The 19,659-nt window shown below is 45.9% G+C and carries 21 protein-coding genes; 7 read left to right on the forward strand and 14 right to left on the reverse strand.

Translation table 11 applies throughout. The features are described from left to right. Nucleotides 1-10: 10 nt before the first annotated feature. From purF to ACT6PV_RS07475, 8 genes are all read right to left on the reverse strand, one after another. The gene (gene purF / locus ACT6PV_RS07440) at nt 11-1,552 is read right to left on the reverse strand and encodes an amidophosphoribosyltransferase (protein WP_445115771.1); all 1,542 of its coding nucleotides are present in this window, start codon (nt 1,550-1,552) and stop codon (nt 11-13) included. Between the two features lie 24 nt (nt 1,553-1,576). After that, complete coding sequence (locus ACT6PV_RS07445; RefSeq protein ID WP_445115772.1) at nt 1,577-2,158, reverse strand: CvpA family protein; 582 nt, start codon at nt 2,156-2,158, stop codon at nt 1,577-1,579. Between the two features lie 2 nt (nt 2,159-2,160). Beyond that, the gene (locus ACT6PV_RS07450; RefSeq protein WP_445117059.1) at nt 2,161-3,165 is read right to left on the reverse strand and encodes a quinone-dependent dihydroorotate dehydrogenase; all 1,005 of its coding nucleotides are present in this window, start codon (nt 3,163-3,165) and stop codon (nt 2,161-2,163) included. Between the two features lie 89 nt (nt 3,166-3,254). Beyond that, nucleotides 3,255-3,737 (reverse strand): type II secretion system protein GspM, encoded by a 483-nt coding sequence (gene gspM / locus ACT6PV_RS07455; RefSeq protein WP_445115773.1) that lies wholly within the window; start codon nt 3,735-3,737, stop codon nt 3,255-3,257. Beyond that, the gene (gspL, locus tag ACT6PV_RS07460; protein ID WP_445115774.1) at nt 3,737-4,879 is read right to left on the reverse strand and encodes a type II secretion system protein GspL; all 1,143 of its coding nucleotides are present in this window, start codon (nt 4,877-4,879) and stop codon (nt 3,737-3,739) included. Before gspL ends, gspM begins: the two co-directional genes overlap by 1 nt. Nucleotides 4,880-4,917: 38 nt before the next feature. Continuing rightward, a complete protein-coding gene (locus tag ACT6PV_RS07465) occupies nt 4,918-5,373 on the reverse strand; it encodes a phosphoglycerate mutase family protein (protein WP_445115775.1) in 456 nt (151 codons plus the stop codon). Between the two features lie 36 nt (nt 5,374-5,409). Then, complete coding sequence (locus ACT6PV_RS07470; RefSeq protein ID WP_445115776.1) at nt 5,410-6,483, reverse strand: NAD(P)H-dependent glycerol-3-phosphate dehydrogenase; 1,074 nt, start codon at nt 6,481-6,483, stop codon at nt 5,410-5,412. A 70-nt stretch (nt 6,484-6,553) separates the two neighbouring features. After that, on the reverse strand, nt 6,554-7,132 hold the full coding sequence (locus tag ACT6PV_RS07475; protein WP_445115777.1) for a nitroreductase family protein: 579 nt from the start codon (nt 7,130-7,132) through the stop codon (nt 6,554-6,556). Between the two features lie 225 nt (nt 7,133-7,357). Between ACT6PV_RS07475 and ACT6PV_RS07480 the strand changes: the two genes are divergently transcribed. Then, the gene (locus ACT6PV_RS07480) at nt 7,358-7,738 is read left to right on the forward strand and encodes a hypothetical protein (protein ID WP_445117060.1); all 381 of its coding nucleotides are present in this window, start codon (nt 7,358-7,360) and stop codon (nt 7,736-7,738) included. A gap of 133 nt (nt 7,739-7,871) precedes the next feature. Here the strand turns inward: ACT6PV_RS07480 and rhlB are convergent, their stop codons facing one another. Together rhlB and ACT6PV_RS07490 are read right to left on the reverse strand one after the other, a co-directional pair. Beyond that, nucleotides 7,872-9,023, reverse strand: coding sequence for an ATP-dependent RNA helicase RhlB (gene rhlB / locus ACT6PV_RS07485; RefSeq protein WP_445115778.1), 1,152 nt, complete (start codon nt 9,021-9,023; stop codon nt 7,872-7,874). Between the two features lie 105 nt (nt 9,024-9,128). Next, the gene (locus ACT6PV_RS07490; protein ID WP_004822370.1) at nt 9,129-9,341 is read right to left on the reverse strand and encodes a cold-shock protein; all 213 of its coding nucleotides are present in this window, start codon (nt 9,339-9,341) and stop codon (nt 9,129-9,131) included. Between the two features lie 406 nt (nt 9,342-9,747). Here ACT6PV_RS07490 and ACT6PV_RS07495 point away from each other — a divergent pair, with 406 nt between their 5' ends. From ACT6PV_RS07495 to ACT6PV_RS07515, 5 genes are all read left to right on the forward strand, one after another. Further along, nucleotides 9,748-9,972, forward strand: coding sequence for a sulfurtransferase TusA family protein (locus ACT6PV_RS07495; RefSeq protein ID WP_445115779.1), 225 nt, complete (start codon nt 9,748-9,750; stop codon nt 9,970-9,972). A 138-nt stretch (nt 9,973-10,110) separates the two neighbouring features. Next, nucleotides 10,111-10,980: an RNA polymerase sigma factor RpoH gene (gene rpoH, locus ACT6PV_RS07500; RefSeq protein WP_445115780.1), complete on the forward strand. Its 870-nt coding sequence runs from the start codon at nt 10,111-10,113 to the stop codon at nt 10,978-10,980. A 152-nt stretch (nt 10,981-11,132) separates the two neighbouring features. Beyond that, nucleotides 11,133-11,507 carry a DUF423 domain-containing protein gene (locus ACT6PV_RS07505; RefSeq protein ID WP_445115781.1) on the forward strand — a complete coding sequence of 125 codons (375 nt, stop codon included), beginning with the start codon at nt 11,133-11,135 and terminating at the stop codon, nt 11,505-11,507. Nucleotides 11,508-11,532: 25 nt separating this feature from the next. Then, nucleotides 11,533-11,730 (forward strand): sulfur carrier protein ThiS, encoded by a 198-nt coding sequence (thiS, locus tag ACT6PV_RS07510; RefSeq protein ID WP_445115782.1) that lies wholly within the window; start codon nt 11,533-11,535, stop codon nt 11,728-11,730. Between the two features lie 14 nt (nt 11,731-11,744). Next, entirely contained in the window at nt 11,745-12,530 is a 786-nt protein-coding gene (locus tag ACT6PV_RS07515; RefSeq protein WP_445115783.1) for a thiazole synthase, read from the forward strand. A gap of 99 nt (nt 12,531-12,629) precedes the next feature. Here ACT6PV_RS07515 and ACT6PV_RS07520 read toward each other — a convergent pair whose 3' ends face one another. Beyond that, entirely contained in the window at nt 12,630-13,241 is a 612-nt protein-coding gene (locus ACT6PV_RS07520; protein ID WP_445115784.1) for a glutathione binding-like protein, read from the reverse strand. Between the two features lie 346 nt (nt 13,242-13,587). Continuing rightward, nucleotides 13,588-16,026 (reverse strand): ExeM/NucH family extracellular endonuclease, encoded by a 2,439-nt coding sequence (locus ACT6PV_RS07525; protein ID WP_445115785.1) that lies wholly within the window; start codon nt 16,024-16,026, stop codon nt 13,588-13,590. A 176-nt stretch (nt 16,027-16,202) separates the two neighbouring features. On the opposite strand from ACT6PV_RS07525, the gene trmB reads away from it, so the two are divergent. Further along, nucleotides 16,203-16,937, forward strand: coding sequence for a tRNA (guanosine(46)-N7)-methyltransferase TrmB (trmB, locus tag ACT6PV_RS07530; RefSeq protein WP_445115786.1), 735 nt, complete (start codon nt 16,203-16,205; stop codon nt 16,935-16,937). Nucleotides 16,938-17,057: 120 nt separating this feature from the next. Here the strand turns inward: trmB and ACT6PV_RS07535 are convergent, their stop codons facing one another. Together ACT6PV_RS07535 and ACT6PV_RS07540 are read right to left on the reverse strand one after the other, a co-directional pair. Then, nucleotides 17,058-17,834, reverse strand: coding sequence for a Rossmann-like and DUF2520 domain-containing protein (locus ACT6PV_RS07535; RefSeq protein ID WP_445115787.1), 777 nt, complete (start codon nt 17,832-17,834; stop codon nt 17,058-17,060). Between the two features lie 175 nt (nt 17,835-18,009). After that, a complete protein-coding gene (locus ACT6PV_RS07540; protein WP_445115788.1) occupies nt 18,010-19,500 on the reverse strand; it encodes an OmpA family protein in 1,491 nt (496 codons plus the stop codon). Between the last annotated feature and the right edge of the window lie 159 nt (nt 19,501-19,659).

Consider the following 19,659-nt stretch of genomic DNA (forward strand, 5'->3'; position numbering starts at 1 on the left):
CAACGTGCTGTTATTCTTCCACAATACCGCTCAAATCGACTGAGGCATTATCGACATTCACATCAATATAACCATCCTTCTTTTCCTTTGCAGTATCACTGCGGCTTTGTTCCAGCCGTTCCAGATAATCTGCATCAATATCTCCGGTCACATAGCTTCCATCAAATACTGAACAGTCAAACTCAGTCACGACTGGTACTTTTCTGGTACGGACTGCTGCTTTCAGCTCTTCCAGATCCTGGAAAATTAACCGGTCAGCACCGATAATGGCTTCAATTTCGCTGACACTGCGATTGGAAGCGATAAGTTCCGCCTTGGCCGGCATATCAATACCGTAAACATTCGGATATTTGACCATGGGCGCTGCTGATGCAAAATATACTTTTTTAGCGCCGGCATCCCGTGCCATCTGAATAATTTCATTACAGGTGGTACCACGGACAATGGAGTCATCCACCAATAAAACGTTTTTGTCCTTAAACTCAAGCTCAACCGGATTCAGTTTATGGCGGACCGATTTTTTACGCTGCTGCTGACCCGGCATGATAAAGGTCCGGCCAATGTAACGGTTCTTCATAAAACCTTCACGGAACTTCACCCCCAGTATATTGGCCAGCTCCAGTGCTGAGGTCCGACTGGTGTCCGGAATTGGAATCACAACATCAATGTCATGATCCTCGCCCCATTCACGCAGAATACGATGCGCCAGTTTTTCACCCATTTTCAGACGGGCTTTGTACACGGAAATGCCATCAATTGTTGCATCCGGACGTGCAAAATAAACATATTCGAAAATACATGGACGATAGCGTGGCTCCGCCGCACACTGACGTGAAAATAATTTCCCTTCTGCATCAATATAAATGGCTTCGCCGGGTTCAACATCACGTTCAACCTTAAAGCCCAGTGCGGTAATCGCCACTGATTCTGATGCAATGATATATTCCTTTTCACCATTATCTGCCAGGCGGGAACCAAAAATCAACGGTCGGATCCCATTGGGATCACGAAAGCCCACCAGGCCATGCCCGGTCACCATGGCCACCACGGCATAAGCACCCTTGCAGCGTTCGTGTACCCGTTTTACCGTATGAAAAATATCATCCGGTGTCGGGACCAGCGTACCACACTTCTGCAACTCATGTGCAAAAACATTCAGCAGCACTTCCGAATCCGAATCTGTGTTCATATGACGCAAATCGGTTTTGAACAGATCATCATGAATATCGGCAGCATTGGTCAGATTACCGTTATGCGCCAGCGTAATTCCATAGGGGGAGTTCACATAAAATGGCTGGGCTTCAGCACTGCTTGCAGAACCGGCAGTCGGATAACGCACATGACCAATCCCGTAGTTTCCCAGTAATGCGCGCATATGACGGGTATGAAAGACATCCCGGACCATGCCATTGTCCTTTCTTAAAAAAAGACGGCCGTTATGGCACGTTACAATCCCGGCTGCATCCTGTCCGCGATGCTGCAGCATCGTCAACGCATCAAATAACATCTGGTTCACAGGTGATTTACCGGCTATACCAACGACTCCACACATAACTACCTCGCAGACGGGCTGGGATTAATAAAAGGAATTTCTGACTGAATCAAAAGACTTTACTTTCTCAGCAGTATCAGGTTCTGATCCAGTGCCCGCAGACTGACTGCCGGACGACTGTATTTCATTCAGGGCAAGACTTGCAGCGTCTTTGCCCAGTTCAGTCACCCGTGATGCATAAGGCAACAGCAGCTGTATGGCTTTTGACTGTTTCCAGTGAGGTGAACTTTCGACCCACGGTCCAAGCATATGCATGATAATGAGGACGATAAACAGACCTTTCAAGGTCCCGAATACACCACCCACCAGCCGATTCAGCAGTCCGAGTCTTAAACTGTTTAAAATACTGCCCAGTAATGCACTGACCAGCCAGGTCAGCACAAGAATGCCGAGTACAATTGCGGCAAAGGCAGCAATCTTCTGCACTACAGGATCGTGGCTGAGACCCGCCATATAGGGAGCAACCACAACCGCATATTTTGCAGCGACAATGAAAGCAAATATCCAGCCTGCCAGACTGGCAAATGCCTGAATAAATCCCTGACGCAAACCATTCAATCCGCCAATCAGCAGAATAATCAGGATAACAATATCAATTGTATTCATAGTCAGATCATGGCATTAACGCAGTCTTTAATCAGTTCCGGCCCAGTATAAATCATACCGCTGTATAACTGAACCAGACTGGCACCGGCCTGCTGTTTTGCAGCAGCCTGCTCGCCACTGAGGATACCACCCACCCCGATCAAGGGGACCGTGCCTTTCAGGTGCTGTGAAAATTCTGCCAGGCACCACGTGCTTTTTTCAAATACTGGCGCACCGGACAGACCACCACTTTCATCAGCAAAGGGCAGATTTTCCACACCCTCCCGTGACAGCGTGGTATTGGTGACAATCAATCCATCAATATTAAACTGAATCAACTGTGATGCAATAAATTCAATGTCCTGCCCGGTCAGGTCCGGTGCCACCTTCAGCACCAGTGGCACATAGTGCTGATATTCTGCGGCCAGTTCCAACTGACGTTTTCTGAGCGTTCTCAGCAGTTCAGTCAACGCATGACCACTTTGCAGGCTACGCAGATTTTTCGTATTTGGAGAGGAAATATTGACTGTGATATAGGAAGCATAATGATAGACTTTTTCCAGGCAGAGCAAATAATCAGCAACAGCATCCTCAACAGAGGTATCGGCGTTCTTGCCGATATTAATGCCTAAAATACCCTTAAAACGTGCAGCCTTGACATTTTCTACCAGTTGATCGACGCCTTCATTATTGAATCCCATACGGTTAATAATGGCGCGGGCTCCCGGAATTCTGAATAAACGGGGCTGAGGATTGCCCGACTGAGGGCGTGGTGTGACGGTTCCAATTTCAATAAAACCGAAACCAAGCGCTGCCAGCGCATCAATATAGGCACCATTTTTGTCCAGGCCTGCTGCAAGCCCCACAGGGTTGGGAAATTCGATTCCCATACAGGTCACTGGTTTAGCTGCAACAGGCTGCCGCATCATGCCTATTTTCTGACAGGATTTAAGTAATGATAATGTCAGTTCATGCGCACGTTCTGGTGCCAGGGAAAACAACAAAGGGCGTGCAAGCGAATATAACATATCAATCAAAGTCTACTGCTTTCCAGATAGTGACATTATATGACATAGATCATATAAAACACCATGCCTGACAACCGTTTATTTGTTCACTACTGTACAGTTGCAGTCAGTTTGACCTTGCCGTCCGCCTTGCTGAGTTCCATTTTCTGAATACTGATTCCCGCCTGCGCCAGCTGAGTCAGAAAATTGGCCAATACAGCATAGTTTTCATGCTGTGCAACAATCTGCATCTGTTTGTCCGCCTGCTGTGATACCGCCACAGCCAGCTCCTGTCGCTGTGCCGCCCGCTGAACCTTATCGGCAGTGGTCATGGCTGGATCATCTGTCGGCTTCATGGCAACCACATTACTCTGCATCCAGACCACCAGGTCTTTCAGGCCATTGAGCCGGTTCTGCTGCTTTTCTGCCGCAGCATGCATGTACCACAGTGCAGAACCAATGGCCGCAACAACCACAAAAACTGTGGTAAAAATCACCATGATCCGTTCACGGGCAGACATTTTTTCCAGCTGAACTAAAACCTGTCCAATCCTGTCATCCATTTTTGTCTGAAATTTATCCAATGCTTTCATTATTGTATTTTCACCAGACCAACCACAGATGAATCCTGTGTCTGAATATTCCCAAGTTCAGCCTTGAACCCCTGTTGATTCAACTGCTTCACCAATGTCTGCAATGCATCTGAAGATCGGGCCACCAGATCCATATTTAAAATGGATGCATCATAATCCACCTTATTGGCAATAATCTGATGCTGCATCAGAATTGGTCCGACCCGACTCAGTAACTGTAAAGCCTGAGTATTTGCACCGATACTTAAATCCAGTTTCTTTTTAAATTCATCACGGATCGTCTCCTCTGTCACGCGGGCTTTGTCACCAAACCAGGAGTGGTATTGATCCATGGCAATGACTGCACTCTGATCTGCAATCTTTTTCAGCTTAAACCAGCGCAATGCATCATAACTGAACTGCACCAGCAGTAACGCCACCAGCACGGCCGCACAGGCTTTCCAATAGCCTGAAACAGCATGACCCGACTTTTTTTCATGCGGTAAAATGTTATAGACATGATTCCGGGTTTTTTTAATTTCAGTGAACTGATAATCAAAACTTTCACGGGTTTCAGGGGTCGTCACTGCAAACAGACTGTCGGTCTGTGCCTCGGTCAGGCCACTGTACTGATAGTTCCGGTCTTTTTCTGCAACGTCCAGATACAGACTCAGATCATCAATGGAATTTCCCAGATATTCACTTTCACGCACCAGTAAACGGCCATGGATACTCGCCAATACGGTGTAGTTCTCTTCTGGAACCGGTAGCATCAGAAAATCAGGCAACAGGGAAATCACCCTGACCGGAATCAACGACAATGCATGCTGCAATGTCAGGACCATATTCTGCGCCACCCCCAGTACAGACACCCGATCTGGTTGTTCAAAATGAGAAAATACTTTCATCTGATCCACAGATGAAATCACAAATTCTTCCAGTAAGTATTTAATGCCTTCAGGTCCCAGCTGCTTGTACTGAGCCTTGCTTAAATTCTGCTGGAGAATCTGTACATCACGGCTGGGGAAATAAACCACCGCGTCTTCATTTTGTTCTGATTTAATCTCATGAATCAGCTGTTCCAGGCTTTGTGCCTGTGTCCAGTTTTCACCACGTGACCATTGCCAGCTCCCACCGGCCTCAGGCATCCATAAGTACAACATTTATCGTTTTCTGCCGTTTAATTAATATTATGGGGTGCTTATGCACTCGGAACAAACGCCTTTTTTTGTGTCGACAAACCATTTGCAATCACTGCCTGCTCATAAATCCGTGCCTCAGCCAGTGAAAATGGCTGAAAGGCGTCATTGGTCAGTTGCTCTGCAATATGTGCAACAACATTCATATGACACACCACAGTAACCTGTTCAAATGGTAATTGAGCCAGCCATTCCACCGCAAGCCCTGCATCATCATCCGGCTTGATAGTATCACAAATTAAAACCGGAACATCCGGAAAATAGTGCTGTATATGTGCCAGCGTTTCCTGCGCACGCAGCAGCGGACTGACCACAAACACATCCGGAACATATTGTGTCTTCAAAAACTCAGCGGTCTGTTCTGCCTGAAGATGTCCACGCTCAGTCAATGGTCGTTTATGATCATTACCATTGACCGGAGCTGCCGCCTCACCATGTCTCACCAATGTCAGTTGCATTTATTTTTCCCGTCTTAATCCTATCATTTTCAGTCATCAGACTTCATTATGCGGCAACACAAACTCCACATCACTGCGGTGGCCACTCTTCATCAGGGATATTGCAATATTCAGCGGCGGTGCACCCTCAAAAATCACTTCATGCAATGCCGTGGTAATGGGCATATACACCTCCAGTTCCCGGGCACGGGCAGCAACCTGAATAATAGTATTGATGCCTTCTGCAGTCTGGCCCAATTCTTTTGTAGCCTGATCCAGGCTCTTGCCGGATCCCAGTGCAAAACCCATCTGATAATTACGGCTTAATGGGCTGTTACATGTGGCGAACAGGTCCCCCACGCCGGACAAACCCAGAAAAGTCAGTGGATTCGCACCCAGTTTAACCGCAAAACGGCTCATTTCTGCCAATGCCCGGGTTAAAATCATACTTTTGGTATTTTCACCCACCTTATAAGCCGCAGCCATGCCCATGGCCACTGCATAAATGTTCTTTAAAGCACCACCGAGTTCCACGCCATGTACATCATCACTGCCAAACACCCGGAATAAGGCACTATGCAGTGCCTGTTGTACTGCATAACGAACCAGTTCAGAGTGACTGGCAATTACGGTTCCCGCAGGCATACCCGCCATAATTTCCTTCGCCAGATTTGGACCTGACAACACACCATAAGGAACTTCCGGCAACTCTTCGCGAATGATATCACTCATAAAACTGAACGTCTGAGCCTCTACACCCTTGGTCAGGGAAATTACCGCCTGCGCACTGATATATGGCCTGATCTGTCTGAGTACATCACGAAAAGAGTGACTGGGAATGGCCACCAGAATGATGTCCCGGTTACAGACAGCCTTTTTCAGATCAGACTCTGCACATAAGGCAGGTTCCAATGGATAATCCGGCAGATAACGTCTATTAACATGACTGGCATTCATTTCCTGTGCAACGGATTGATCCCGGATCCAGATCATGGTGTCACAGCCATTACGTACCGCTATGTTTGCCATGGCAGTTCCAAAACTGCCCCCCCCCAATACCGTTATTCTCAGCGCTGTTTTCTGATTCATCTCAACAGGCTCAACCAGATCCGTAAATTTTAAATCCGACATTGGCACTCCCCAGTACCGTTCCTGCTATCCTGAATCATACAAATTTCAGTCATACGCATGCTCAGACACATCATGCCCTGCGCCATAAACTCACATACGGCTGATTATCAGACTCAGCTCTGGGCATAATGGTCCTGGCTGCAGTCCCCAGATAGATAATACCGGAAATCAAATCATGTTCCTGCAAACCCAATGCCCGCTTAAACAGCTTTGATTCAACCACTGCACCACTGCGCCATATGCTGGCAAAACCCTGTGCCTGCATGGACAGTAAAAAATTCTGAATGGCCGCACCACTGCTGAGTGTCTGTTCAAAATAAGGCACTTTGGGGTGATCCTGAAACTGGGTAACCGCCAGTACCAGTAAGGGTGCACGAAATGGATGATGCCTGACACGATCCAGCTGTACCGGGTCCTGTTCCCCCTGATCCACCATCGCCTGAACCAGCAACTCAGCAAAAGCTTCACGCTGATCTTGCTCAACCACCATAAAACGGGTCGGTTTTAACCTGTGGTGATCCGGCGCTGTCAATGCCGCCTGAAAAGCTATTTCAAGCTGTGCTGCATCCGGTGCAGGTTCCACCAGTTGTCCGACCGACTGGCGGTTGTGCATATTGTCATGAATTATTTTGAGAGCTGAATCGGTCATTGACTGTATATCTGTGAAAACATATGTGATTCAAGCTTAGCATACTCTAAAAAAAAAGTGCTATGCAGAGAACATTTTCCTGCAATCACACGCATACATTCACATGACTGCAATATAAGACATCAATTTTTATACAACTTGTACCACGATACAACCGATTGCCATGTTCCAATGAATTCAGATCGTTTCCTGACATTAAGGAACATAAATATGAGTATTCCATACATGAATCAAATTTCCGGACTGACCGTCCTGTTGACCACACTGACACTGGCAGCCTGTGCTTCCACACAGACACAGACACTTGCCATACAGAAAACTGACAATCAGTATGAAATTACAGGCCTGGGCAAAAGCCAGATCATTGCAAAAAACAATGCCATTGCAGCGGCAAACAACACCTGTGGTAAAAAGGCCACACCGGTTGTCAGTGATGAAAAATCTGAATACAGTGGCGCCCTGAAAGGTGTGGTTGATGAAAAAACCGGACAGATGATTCATGCGGCTGCCGGCGTATTGGGCTCAGTACTGGGCAGAGATACCGGAGTGGACAAGGATACAGACTACCAGACCACGCTGACCTTCAGCTGCAAAGCAAATACATAAACCATTCAGCTATTCCATGAAAGAAAAAAGCAAAGCCTCTGTTCGGTTAAGGGGCTTTGCTTTTCGGCTGTTCATGCTGAGAAGCTTGTTTAAAATCCGGCTGTAATCTGCTGCGCGGTTGCTTCAATCGGCATCAGCAATAACCTTCCAATCGGGTCAGTGGCAATTTCTGCCCAATGGCCTTTTCAATTTCCGGCAGATAAAATGCATCATCTTCTGACAGAAAACTAATACTGACCCCCTGGGTCCCGGCACGACCGGTCCGGCCAATACGATGCACATAGTCATCCGACTGTTCCGGCAACGTAAAATTCACCACATGCGACACGCCATCAACATGGATACCACGACCGGCAACGTCTGTTGCAATCATGATATTGTGTTTCCCGTTTTTGAACTGATCCAGCATTTTCAGACGCTTATCCTGAGCAATTTCACCGGATAACATGACCACCTTATAGCCATCCCGCTTCAAATGATCATACAGTTTACGCACCTGATCACGCCGGTTTGCAAAAATCATCACTTTTTCAATGGGTTCATCACGCAGGATATCCTGCAATAATTTATATTTATCCTGCCTGGCAACCACATAAACCCGCTGCTCTACATCGGCATTGGTTTTCTTTTCAGGCTCAATTTCAACAGTAACCGGTTCAAAAAGCCATTGCTGCGCCAGGTTCAGCACATCATAACTGAAGGTTGCAGAAAACATTAAGGTCTGGCGCTGTTCCTTGCGTGGTGAATAACGCACAATCCGTTTGACTGAGGGAATAAAACCCATATCCAGTAAGCGGTCTGCTTCATCAATCACCAGGAATTCGATCAGATCCAGATAAACTTCCTTTTGTTCAATAAAATCAATCAGACGACCAGGTGTCGCTACCATAATGTCAACAAAGTTCTGGCTTAACTGTTTTTTCTGTTTATCAAAATCCACACCACCGACCAGGGTCACCACATTTAAATCACTAAACCTGGTCAGATCCCTGGCATCATTTTCAATCTGAATTGCCAGTTCACGGGTTGGCGCCAGAATCAAGGCCCGTGGTTCACCACGATAGCGCTGAGCTGTAAGTGGATTATTCAGCAGATCATTAATCACGCTGATCAGAAATGCTGCAGTCTTACCGGTACCGGTCTGAGCGCGCCCGATTGCATCGTGCCCGGCCAGCGTGTATTTCAGAACCTTTTGCTGGATTGGAGTCATTTCCTTAAACCCTAAAGCATCAATCGCTTGATTTAATTGCGGATGTAAATTCAGGGTTTGAAAACCAGAAGCCATAAATACGTGCTCTAACTGTGATGGAAAAAAACAATGCCCGATTATAAACAAAAACGCCCCAATATCATATTGGGGCGTCTGATATTCAGTAATGAAAACTGAATATTAGTCTAAAGGCTGAACTTCTTCTGCCTGAAAACCTTTCTGACCTTGAACAACGCTGAATTCAACACGTTGACCGTCACGAAGTGAACGGTGACCGTCGCCCTGGATAGCACGGAAATGAACGAATACGTCATCGCCGCCAGCGCGTTGAATAAAGCCGAAACCTTTAGTGTCGTTGAACCATTTAACAACACCTTGTTCACGAGCTGTCATAAGTTAATCCTCAGTTATTAAGAAAAAGGACCACCCGGTGTTGCAAACAGCAGAGCAAACAAAGATTTAAAATAATTTTGTATTTCAAAGCTTGTAATCATTCTGTAAAACTATTAACAAAATCCCGGTTACATCCATCTGGTAATAGGGTTTTAAAACAACAATTGTTTTATGACAAAACCTTAATTACGCCAACGAGCTTAACACGGGTTTATGACAATTAATAGAATTTTTTCGATAAAAGTTTTAAGAAAAGTATCTATTGACGATTCAGATTCAATTCTGCATGTCTGAACAGGCTTAAAACTGCCTGGGATTCTGCACCTGGCTGCCACAAAATAACTTTTGGTGAGTTCTCTGTAATTTGTTAGACTAGATACTGCCGAATCTGATTCACTGACCGGAAATGACTGAATACACTTGTATTAATGCAATGGATCAACCCTGTCCAATGCCGCTGCTGATGCTGAAGCGTGAGCTGAAAAAAGCCCTTCCCCGGCAGACGCTGCTGCTGAAAGCCTCCGACCCGCACAGTCAGACCGATATTTTACGTTATTGTCAGATTCACGGCATTCACTGTCAAATGACGAAATTATCTGATGATGAATTTCATTACTTAATTGAATCTTAAGCATATTCCACTTACACTAAAAGTCGATGAAATTGCATAAAATTTTACATTTATATACCCAATTTTGCTTATCAATGCATATTATTCCAATTAAGATGGTCCTATTGCCCACAATACATACCTGGTTGAGGAGAACACATGAGTGACAGCAGCAATCAACTGATGCCCCTGTCCTTATCTGCGCCCGGTGTAAATCTTGGCGCTTATATCAGTACTGTCAATCAGATTCCGATTCTGACTGCCGAACAGGAAAAAGAACTGGCTGATCGTTATTTTTATGATCAGGATCTGGACGCAGCAAAAATGCTGGTGATGTCCCACTTGCGTTTTGTGGTGCATATTGCACGCAGTTATGCAGGTTATGGCTTACCGCAGGGTGATCTGATTCAGGAAGGCAACCTCGGGCTGATGAAAGCAGTCAAACGCTTTGACCCCAATATGGGGGTTCGATTGGTTTCCTTTGCCGTGCATTGGATTAAAGCAGAAATTCATGAATATGTGATCCGTAACTGGCGTATTGTCAAAATTGCGACCACCAAGGCACAGCGTAAATTATTTTTCAATTTACGCAGCCTGAAAAAATCCAGTAAGAAACTCACACTGGATGAAGCAAAATCCATTGCGGCCGACCTGAACGTCACCGCGGAACAGGTTCTTGAGATGGAAGGCCGCCTGACCGCCTATGATGCTGCTTTTGAAGCACAGGGCGATGATGACGGCGAAGGTTCAGCTCCGGTTGCCCCGGCCCTGTATCTGGAAGATAACCGTTACGATCCGGCCCGCCTGGCAGAAGAGGAAGATTACGAGCAACAGAGCAGTTCCGCCCTGCATGAGGCAATGGAACAACTGGATGACCGCTCACGAAATATTCTGCAACGACGCTGGCTGGATGATGATAAATCCACATTGCATGAGTTGGCAGCAGAATATAACGTCTCTGCGGAGCGGATTCGTCAGCTGGAAAAAAATGCCATGGAGAAAATCAAGGTCGCCATGTCGTCTAACTGAGATGTGACAAATACAGAGGCATTGTCAGATATCAGGGCCTGCAGGCCCTTTTATTTTGCCCTGAACTTGTTCTACAGCATGGTTTTAGCCTTATCTGCATTTAAAATTTATGTTAAGGTTATGCGCAGACTTATTTCCGGTGAATCCTGCTTATGTCGATTGCTATTTCAGCGCTCAATTTAGCTTTTGCAGTCATTTTGGGTGCCTTTGGTGCGCATGGTCTAAAAATGCGTGCCACAACTGAACAACTCAGCTGGTGGCATACAGCAACGGAATATTTTTTCTGGCATGCGCTGGGGCTGCTGATGCTTAGCATCATGGCCAGAGTCCTCCCACAACTCCCCTTTAAAGCCAGTTTTATCTGTTTGCAACTGGGAATTTTTATTTTCTGCGGTTCCCTGTATTTGATGGCGCTGGGTGCTCCACGCATATTGGGTGCCATTACCCCGATTGGCGGAACATTCATGATTGCCGGTTGGCTGCTGCTGGCCTGGAATGCCTTTAAATACGAACAATCACTGCTATAACTTTGCACTATTACACGGATTTTTCATGCAGATTTACTTAAACGGCAAACTTACGGAAACCAGCTGCCAGAATATTCTGCAGCTCATTCAGGAATTATCACTGGAAGGAAAGCGCTTTGCTGTTGAAATCAATGAAATGATTCTTTCCAGAAGCAGGTTTGAACACACCCAGCTTGCTGAACATGACCATATAGAAATTATTCAGGCTGTCGGTGGCGGCTAATTCGGAGCTTTTTCATGCAAGATACCCCTCTTATTATCGGCTCACGCACCTTTCAGTCCCGTTTGCTGGTCGGTACAGGTAAATATAAGGATCTGAATGAAACCGGACTGGCAATTCAGGCCAGTGGTGCTGAAATTGTCACGGTTGCCATACGCCGTGTCAATATTGGGCAACATGCCGATCAGCCGAATTTACTGTCGGTCATTCCCCCTGAAAAATATACCATTCTGCCCAATACTGCAGGTTGCTTCGATGCCAGCAGTGCCGTACGTACCTGTATGCTGGCACGTGAACTGCTTGATGGCCACAATCTGGTCAAACTGGAAGTGTTAGGCGACGAAAAAACCCTGTATCCCAACATCACAGCAACATTGGATGCCGCCCGGACACTCATTGATGATGGCTTTGAAGTGATGGTCTATACTTCTGATGATCCAATTGTGGCACAGGAACTTGAAAGCATGGGCTGTGTGGCCATTATGCCTTTGGGCAGCCTGATTGGCTCAGGCCTGGGCATTTTAAACCCGCATACCATTTCCATTATTCTGGAAAATGCCCGTGTTCCGGTGCTGGTCGATGCCGGCGTAGGTACAGCAAGCGATGCAGCCATCGCCATGGAACTGGGATGTGATGGTGTATTAATGAACACCGCCATTGCTGCTGCACAACATCCGGTTCTGATGGCCTCTGCCATGAAAAAAGCAGTTGAAGCCGGCCGTGAAGCGTATCGGGCAGGTCGCATGCCACGTAAGCGCATGGCCAATGCCAGTTCACCTGAAACCGGTTATTTTTTTAAATAATTGACTGAATCACTGATTTAGCACAATGCTGACTGCAAAACTGCGATAAAAAAGGATTCCGCCTGGAATCCTTTTTATTGATCGATTTATGTCATCCACCTAAAGAATCAGACCTTCATCACGCATTGCAATCTGTACAGACTGCCGTGCAGCAACCTGATTACGTAAGGCCACAATCTCCGGATAAGGTGTCAGGTCATGTCCAATTGAATTGGACCAATTAGTCAGTACAAAGAGATAGGCATCTGCAGGACCAAAATTGTCATCCACCAGGTAGTCATTGTCTGACTCGGCAATCGCTTTATTAATATAGGTCAGTAAACGGTCAATTCCGGCGTAGGCTTTGGCTTTTGCTTCATCATGCAACGGCTCACCAAAAAATACCGCATAGGCATCATGTAATTCCGAACTTAAATATCCCAGCCACTCCAGTACTTTGGCACGACCAAGACCGGAAGGTGGAATCAGATCCTGTTTTGGGTCATGCTGTGCCAGAAAAGGTAAAATCGCAATGGTTTCCGTCAGGATCAAGCCCGGGTTAATTTCAAGTGCAGGCACATAACCTTTTGGATTAATTTGATAATAATCAGTTCCTTTTTCAGTTTTATGTGTTTTTAAATCCACTTTTTCAAGGTCAAAATCTACATTAATTTCATTTAAAATAATATGGGAAGCAAGTGAACATGCCCCAGGGGAATAATACAACTTCATAATTGATCCTTGTTATCTGACTCTATTATGTTTTAAAACGCTTCTAGAAATCTTGCAAGTTCCATCACCGGATAAATTGCAATAAAGCGTAAAAATTAAAACAGGATTTCCTGAATACTCATATAAACGGCAATTTTCGAAAATACTGTGCTCATTGAATAAAGAGCATACAGCATCCCCTCAGAAAACCGTTAGGGTTATATTCACCTGGATGAGAAAAATGCAATCAGGCGATATTTACGTTGTTACGGTAAAACGCCCGACTGCATATAAAATAAGTCATCATCTACCATGACATTCAGCCACGTGTGGAACAGGGCCAAATGTCACAGACTTTTCAGCCAGCTCAGTGGCGACTGAATAACTGGCTGATCCAGGAAAACAGTACCGTCAGGAAATTCCATGGGCTTTTGTTTCCCTGGTTCTCCAGACCTTTAGTATCAGTTTCGTTTAAATCCAGATCGACAATAACAGGATCATGGTCTGAAGAACGGAAGGCATCATCATTGTAAAATAATGCTTTTTGCTCATCAGTTTTATATTCTTCGTTATAATCCAGTGCCGTAGGTTCATCGGCATTGATATGCCAGGCGAACGCACGTTTCACCATAGGATACAGGTTCTCATCGGCGATGGCATGATCCAGGCTACCCGCACCACCGTAACCTTCGGTATTACTTGCAACACCGAATACATAACTGTACGCCTGCTTGCCCTGACCAATTTTTTCATCATTCAGCAGAACCTTATAGCTGGCTTTTTCAAATGCCAGTATCGGATCTTCCTTGGCATAGCTGTTCATGTCGCCCACCAGTAAATAGTTTGGCTTCTGTACCTGCGTCGGGTTGCGGGCAATCCATTGCATCAGCTGCTGTGCTGCAGTTAAACGGGTCTGGTTCCAGCAACTCTGACCATCGTTCTGATCTGCTTCCAGCCCGGTTGCGCCATCACAGCGTTTCGACTTCAGATGATTCGGGATAATGGTAAAGTTCTTACCGCCGTTAATTGGCTGGAAGGTCTGTGCCATGGTTACGCGGTTCTTCTGAGTCTGATCATCAAATACGGCAGCTTCATTGACCGGTTTAACCCGCTTACTGTTATAGATGATGGCCACAGCAATGGCATCTGTTCCCAGTTTCTCAGATTTCGGTGGAATCACATATTTCCAGTCAGCACCCAATGCTTTCGTTAAGTAAGCAATTGCGCTTTTATCATCATAACCGTTGTTGGCAATTTCCATCAGACCATAGACATCAGCATCAATACGTTTTAATGCTGTCATGATTTTCTGATGCTGCTTTTTAAACTCTGCTTCGGACGTCGCGCCACGTTCAGTTGGAAAGCCTTTCTGCGCTCCGTTGTCATAGTTCAGTACATTGAAGGATGCAACGCGGACCTGTTTTGAATCCCTGGCAAGGACACTGTCATTGCGTGGATTACCCTCTTTGATCACTTCCGGCAAAGCTCTGCCCTGCACAGGCTGGATTCTCCAGCCGTTAAAGCGATATTCCAGAATCCCTTCCACATTCTTCATCTGATAACCGCTGCGTAATGTATTCAGCGCACTGAAGTTTTCAGGTAACCACGGTGTGCGGTTCTGGTTGTTATAGCCATCATCCAGGATCACTTTTGAAAGCAAATTCTGTTTGGCCAGTGCAATTGCTTCACTGGATTTTGCCGGATATAAATTGGTTGGAATGAATAAACGTCCCAAGCTTAAGGACAGTTCGCCATAACGACCATAGTTATAGTTTTCGCTGACAGTCAGGGTCTGTGGAATTTTCACCAGCATGCCCTGATAACGATACGGCGAGTTTTCAGAGCCTGCGGTTAAACCGGAGAATGGTAACTCCATGCTCTTCGGCTGGACCTGATCTGCCATATTCTGGTTACAGGTCTGGACGTCGCCCTGTAACTGATCAATCTGCAACTGGTTCTGGTAAGTGGTTAAACGACCACGTAATACAACTTCATCACCCGGTTGACCGCCCTTCACCTGGCTGCTGTTTGGAATATAGACAAAAATAGCATTGCTGGTATTCAGTTTCGCCCTGGAGTCCGGCGTCTGTACGTAGAAACCGGAGAAACCGTTGTTATAACGATAATCGGCGGTAATAACACCACGTACGGTATACACCTGGTTCTGACTGGCCTGTGCCAGGTCAGCAATAGGTGTATCAGTTCCGGAACAACTCACCACTTCTGTCGAAGGTGGGGTTGTTGTTCCCGAAGCAGTCAGGTTTGAAAATTCGTTGCGGTTTGCCCAGGCTGACCAGGACTGATCCAGATCAAAAGGTGCCGTTGGATCAATGCTGACAGCCGGATTTTCAGTTTCCACACGCTTAAAGCTGTTGCCTGTACTTAAAACCGATGTTCCCCAGCCCGAAGCCGGACGCTCACCAATCCGTCCAAAACGATCCACCGGCGTTCCCCGGTACACCAGTACAACTGCATCATCGCCATTGAATGATAAAGCCGCAACCTGATTGACTTTATCGCCAATTTCAGTCTTGAGCTCTGAACGCCCGACCAGAAACTTCTGTTTGCTGGCCAGTGAACCCTGTAAACGGACTGTGGTGGTCCTGGTGGTTACGCCATTATTGTATTGCTGAATTTCATAATCTGCCAGATTAACAGCAGTGTTATCCGGATTATAAATTTCCAGGCCCTTTCTGTTGCTGCTGCCATCGATATACTGACTGAACATTAACTGTGCATAGCTGGAAAATGAACAGCCCATTAACGTCAGACTCAGTGCCAATGTATGTGGTTTTAAAATTTTCATGGTTTTAATTCATGCTAATGATTTGCTCTGAGTCTATTTTCTGCGCATGACAATCACATTAAAAATTTAAAACCCGGCAAAAAAATATCGGAAGCCTGTCAATTTCACAGATTCATTTGACTTAATCTTTTCAGGTTTTACAATAGCCCTTCTGAATTTTTACATGTGTCAGGGTTATGTCAGACGATCAAGCAGAGCTACAGGTTACAGAACTGGATAATTTGCAGGAACATCGTGAAATTGTCACTTTCATGCGTCGTTCATCCCCACTGAATACATCTCAGCGTACCGCACTTGAACAATATCGCCACCTCATTCTGGAATATCCTGTCGGCGATCTGCGTCAGCACTTTGCAGAACCGGGACGTCCATTAACTGTTGAAATCGGTTTTGGTATGGGACGTTCACTGGTATTGATGGCAAAGGCCAATCCAGCGCGTAACTTTATTGGCATTGAGGTCCATGTTCCCGGCATTGCACAATGTGTCTATGAAGCCGGCATGGCCGGACTGAATAATCTGCGTTTACTGGATGCAGACGCCATGCAGGTATTACGTGACATGCCGGATAACAGCATTAATTGCATACAACTGTATTTTCCTGACCCTTGGCAAAAGAAACGTCATTTTAAACGGCGATTTGTTTCTCATGAACGGATGCCGCTGGTGGAACAGAAACTGGAAATCGGCGGGACCTTCCATGCGGCAACGGACTGGGAGCCCTATGCTGAATGGATGCAGGATGTGCTGGACAATCGCCCCACCCTGGAAAACATGGCGGGTAAAGGCAACCGTTATCCGCGTCCGGAATGGAGACCACAAACCAAATTTGAACGTCGTGGCATTGAATCCGGTCATCGGATCAGTGATTTTATCTTTAAGAAGATCAATTCAAACCAATCCGGCAACTGAAATGCCACCAGGCAGCTTTCAGCAGATGATGAAGACATATTGAATCTTCAATATGATTTGCAATCGTGTCAATGAACAGCTATTTTAGATTCTGAACAAAGCAGCAACGCCCCCTGCGGGTCAGCTCAAATGCCGCTGCATAATTCCCCGACTCAACAACTCATAAATCTGTATCAGATCTTCGCGCTGCGCATCTGCCAGCAGTTGCTGATGCAGCATCAGAATATTCTGATCGCCGCGGACTGCCGGACCGGTCTGCATTGCCTTCGGATCATATTGCATTGCTTTATGGGTGGTTTCCAGCATCAATGGATAAAGTAAACTGAAATCAACCTGTTGCGCATGGGTTAACTGACTGGCCACGTCATAGCAATAATTACTGAAATTACAGGCAAATACCGCAGCAAGATGCAAACTCAGACGTTGCACTGAATTATATGGGTAGACATGATTACTGAGGCTATTTGCAAGATGAGTCAATAAAACCAGATCTTCCTTATGATTCGCTTCCACCAGTAAAGGGATATCCGACCAGTTGACTTGCCGCTCCAGGCTGAAAGTCTGCAAGGGATAAAACACACCTGAACTCTGGTGATGCCGGGTCAGTACATCCAGATGTGTACTGCCGGAGGTATGAACCACCAGGATATTGCGGAAACTGATCGGTAAACCCTGGATAACAGTCGCAATGGCCTGATCACTGACCGCCAGCATCAATACATCAATGTCCGGATTCAGCTGCTGATCATCACTGATTGCCTGTGCCTGAACCTGCCGGGCAAGTTTTTGTGCGTGTACAGGATCCCTGCTGCAGATTTGTACAATGTCATGTGACCCGGATAAAACACCTGCAAGGTGAGTGGCAACCCGGCCTGAACCAATAAAACTGATACGCATTTTATGCTACGAGTAAAAAACTAAGTCACAGCATGCCAATAAAAATACGATGAATCAATGGGGGCTTTCAGTCAGAGAACTAATCTGGTCAAAGCTTTCCACTCACTTGCAGACAGGGAAAACGATCCGACAAAAAAAGCCCCGAAATAATCGGGGCTTTCTGTGAAACAGTGACTTAATGCTGAGCATCAACTTTCTGCTGCTCACCGGTCTGTGTATTGACAACTTCAAATTCGATACGACGATTTTTAAATTGTCCTTCTTTGGTCGCGTTATCCGCAACAGGATTTTCCTGACCATAACCCACCGCAGTCAGCTGGTCTGATTTGGCACCTTTACTGATCAGATAATCTGCAACAGCCTGAGCACGCTTTTGTGACAATACCTTGTTTGCTTCAGCTTTACCGGTTGAATCGGTGAAACCCTTGACATTCAATTTCACATCCGGCGCTTTCGTCAGTAAAGCAGCAGCCTGGTCCAGTACCTGCTTATTGCTGTCAGGAATTGCACTTGATGCTGAACTGAAATTAATAATTTGCAGATTCAGCGCTTTGGCAATATCTTCAGCGCCGACTGTACCACCGGCAGTCAGGTCAGACAGTGCTTTTTTCGCCTGATCGATACTGTTATTTACAGTCTGATTCACATCGACACCCTGTAAAGCACCAGCCACGACCTGCAGGTTAGGAACCAGTGATTTAACCTTATCTGCCAGTTGCTGTGCCTGAGCCTGATCCGGTGCCTGGATGGTTAATTTGTTATCCACCCATGATAAATCTACATTCGGCACGCCCTGTACATGTTTCAGTACGTCAGGAAGTGCTTTCTGATCCAGCAATGCAGCCTGGAACTTCGCATCGGTATTGGCATTACATGGCTGTGATTTGGTAAATAACGTTTTAATATGATTCTGTAAAACATCAACAAAACCGGCATCTGCAATGGAAACTTCACAGCTTTCAACCTGACCCTGTCCATCCGTTTTCAGATGTAGCGCCGCAGATTCAGTCGATGCTTCTGCTGCCGATGGTGCAGCCGGTGCCGCATCCGGCGCGGCTTTTTTCTGGTCACAGGCACGCAGCAATAATGCAATTAAGCCTACCAGAATTAATAAACCGATAATGGGCCACAATATCCCTTTTTTAGGTTTTTCAGGAATATTCTGCTGTACCGATGACGTTGTCGCATTCACTTTGGAAGTGACGGAAGAACCCAGATTTGACGCTGCGCTGGCCACTGCACCCAGGCCCAGGCCAGATAACAGGCTGGTAGACCACTGAGGCAATGCTGCCTGAATGGAAGACGCATGCTGCTGAATAAATTGCACAATGCCCTGTTCATCCTGTGTACCAGCCTGGTCACCCAGTAAGGATAATGTCGGAGCAATGGACTTGTTAATGGTTTGTTCAAGTTCTTCAACAGGAACTGGACCACCCAGATGCGCCAATAACTGATCCTTTAAACCTGAATTGGAACCAAATAAATCAGCAATTCGTGGGTTTAAATTATTCTGAAAAAAACTGATCAGCTTTGGATTTTCTTTTAAAGCTGAGAGTAAAAAAGGATAAAACGCCGAAAGCGCGCTACTTTTTTCTGTTAAAAATGTGGTGTGGTTTTGCAGAACGAGTGGTGAAACCCGATCCTTAAGCAAGGCGATTAGATCCATACATGCTCCTAAATCATTATATTCTGAAGTTATTGTTCTCACACACATAAGAATTATGCGCTTATCTTATGAAGGATTTATTTAAGATTTGTTATTATTGGTTAAACTTATATAACTGAATACACCAATAAAAAAGCCAGCAGATGCTGACTTTTTTAA

Source organism: Acinetobacter sp. WZC-1 (assembly GCF_052544965.1).

Excerpts from the sequence above, each read along its gene's own strand:
- purF (WP_445115771.1), bottom strand. The coding sequence starts at position 1,552 with ATGTGTGGAGTCGTTGGTATAGCCGGTAAATCACCTGTGAACCAGATG.
- ACT6PV_RS07445 (WP_445115772.1), bottom strand. The coding sequence starts at position 2,158 with ATGAATACAATTGATATTGTTATCCTGATTATTCTGCTGATTGGCGGA.
- trmB (WP_445115786.1), top strand. The coding sequence starts at position 16,203 with ATGTCAGACGATCAAGCAGAGCTACAGGTTACAGAACTGGATAATTTG.
- ACT6PV_RS07520 (WP_445115784.1), bottom strand. The coding sequence starts at position 13,241 with ATGAAGTTGTATTATTCCCCTGGGGCATGTTCACTTGCTTCCCATATT.
- ACT6PV_RS07475 (WP_445115777.1), bottom strand. The coding sequence starts at position 7,132 with ATGACCGATTCAGCTCTCAAAATAATTCATGACAATATGCACAACCGC.
- rpoH (WP_445115780.1), top strand. The coding sequence starts at position 10,111 with ATGAGTGACAGCAGCAATCAACTGATGCCCCTGTCCTTATCTGCGCCC.
- ACT6PV_RS07490 (WP_004822370.1), bottom strand. The coding sequence starts at position 9,341 with ATGACAGCTCGTGAACAAGGTGTTGTTAAATGGTTCAACGACACTAAA.
- rhlB (WP_445115778.1), bottom strand. The coding sequence starts at position 9,023 with ATGGCTTCTGGTTTTCAAACCCTGAATTTACATCCGCAATTAAATCAA.
- ACT6PV_RS07480 (WP_445117060.1), top strand. The coding sequence starts at position 7,358 with ATGAATCAAATTTCCGGACTGACCGTCCTGTTGACCACACTGACACTG.
- ACT6PV_RS07515 (WP_445115783.1), top strand. The coding sequence starts at position 11,745 with ATGCAAGATACCCCTCTTATTATCGGCTCACGCACCTTTCAGTCCCGT.
- thiS (WP_445115782.1), top strand. The coding sequence starts at position 11,533 with ATGCAGATTTACTTAAACGGCAAACTTACGGAAACCAGCTGCCAGAAT.
- ACT6PV_RS07450 (WP_445117059.1), bottom strand. The coding sequence starts at position 3,165 with ATGTTATATTCGCTTGCACGCCCTTTGTTGTTTTCCCTGGCACCAGAA.
- ACT6PV_RS07505 (WP_445115781.1), top strand. The coding sequence starts at position 11,133 with ATGTCGATTGCTATTTCAGCGCTCAATTTAGCTTTTGCAGTCATTTTG.
- ACT6PV_RS07525 (WP_445115785.1), bottom strand. The coding sequence starts at position 16,026 with ATGAAAATTTTAAAACCACATACATTGGCACTGAGTCTGACGTTAATG.
- ACT6PV_RS07535 (WP_445115787.1), bottom strand. The coding sequence starts at position 17,834 with ATGCGTATCAGTTTTATTGGTTCAGGCCGGGTTGCCACTCACCTTGCA.
- ACT6PV_RS07465 (WP_445115775.1), bottom strand. The coding sequence starts at position 5,373 with ATGCAACTGACATTGGTGAGACATGGTGAGGCGGCAGCTCCGGTCAAT.
- ACT6PV_RS07470 (WP_445115776.1), bottom strand. The coding sequence starts at position 6,483 with ATGTCGGATTTAAAATTTACGGATCTGGTTGAGCCTGTTGAGATGAAT.
- ACT6PV_RS07540 (WP_445115788.1), bottom strand. The coding sequence starts at position 19,500 with ATGGATCTAATCGCCTTGCTTAAGGATCGGGTTTCACCACTCGTTCTG.
- gspM (WP_445115773.1), bottom strand. The coding sequence starts at position 3,737 with ATGAAAGCATTGGATAAATTTCAGACAAAAATGGATGACAGGATTGGA.
- ACT6PV_RS07495 (WP_445115779.1), top strand. The coding sequence starts at position 9,748 with ATGACTGAATACACTTGTATTAATGCAATGGATCAACCCTGTCCAATG.
- gspL (WP_445115774.1), bottom strand. The coding sequence starts at position 4,879 with ATGTTGTACTTATGGATGCCTGAGGCCGGTGGGAGCTGGCAATGGTCA.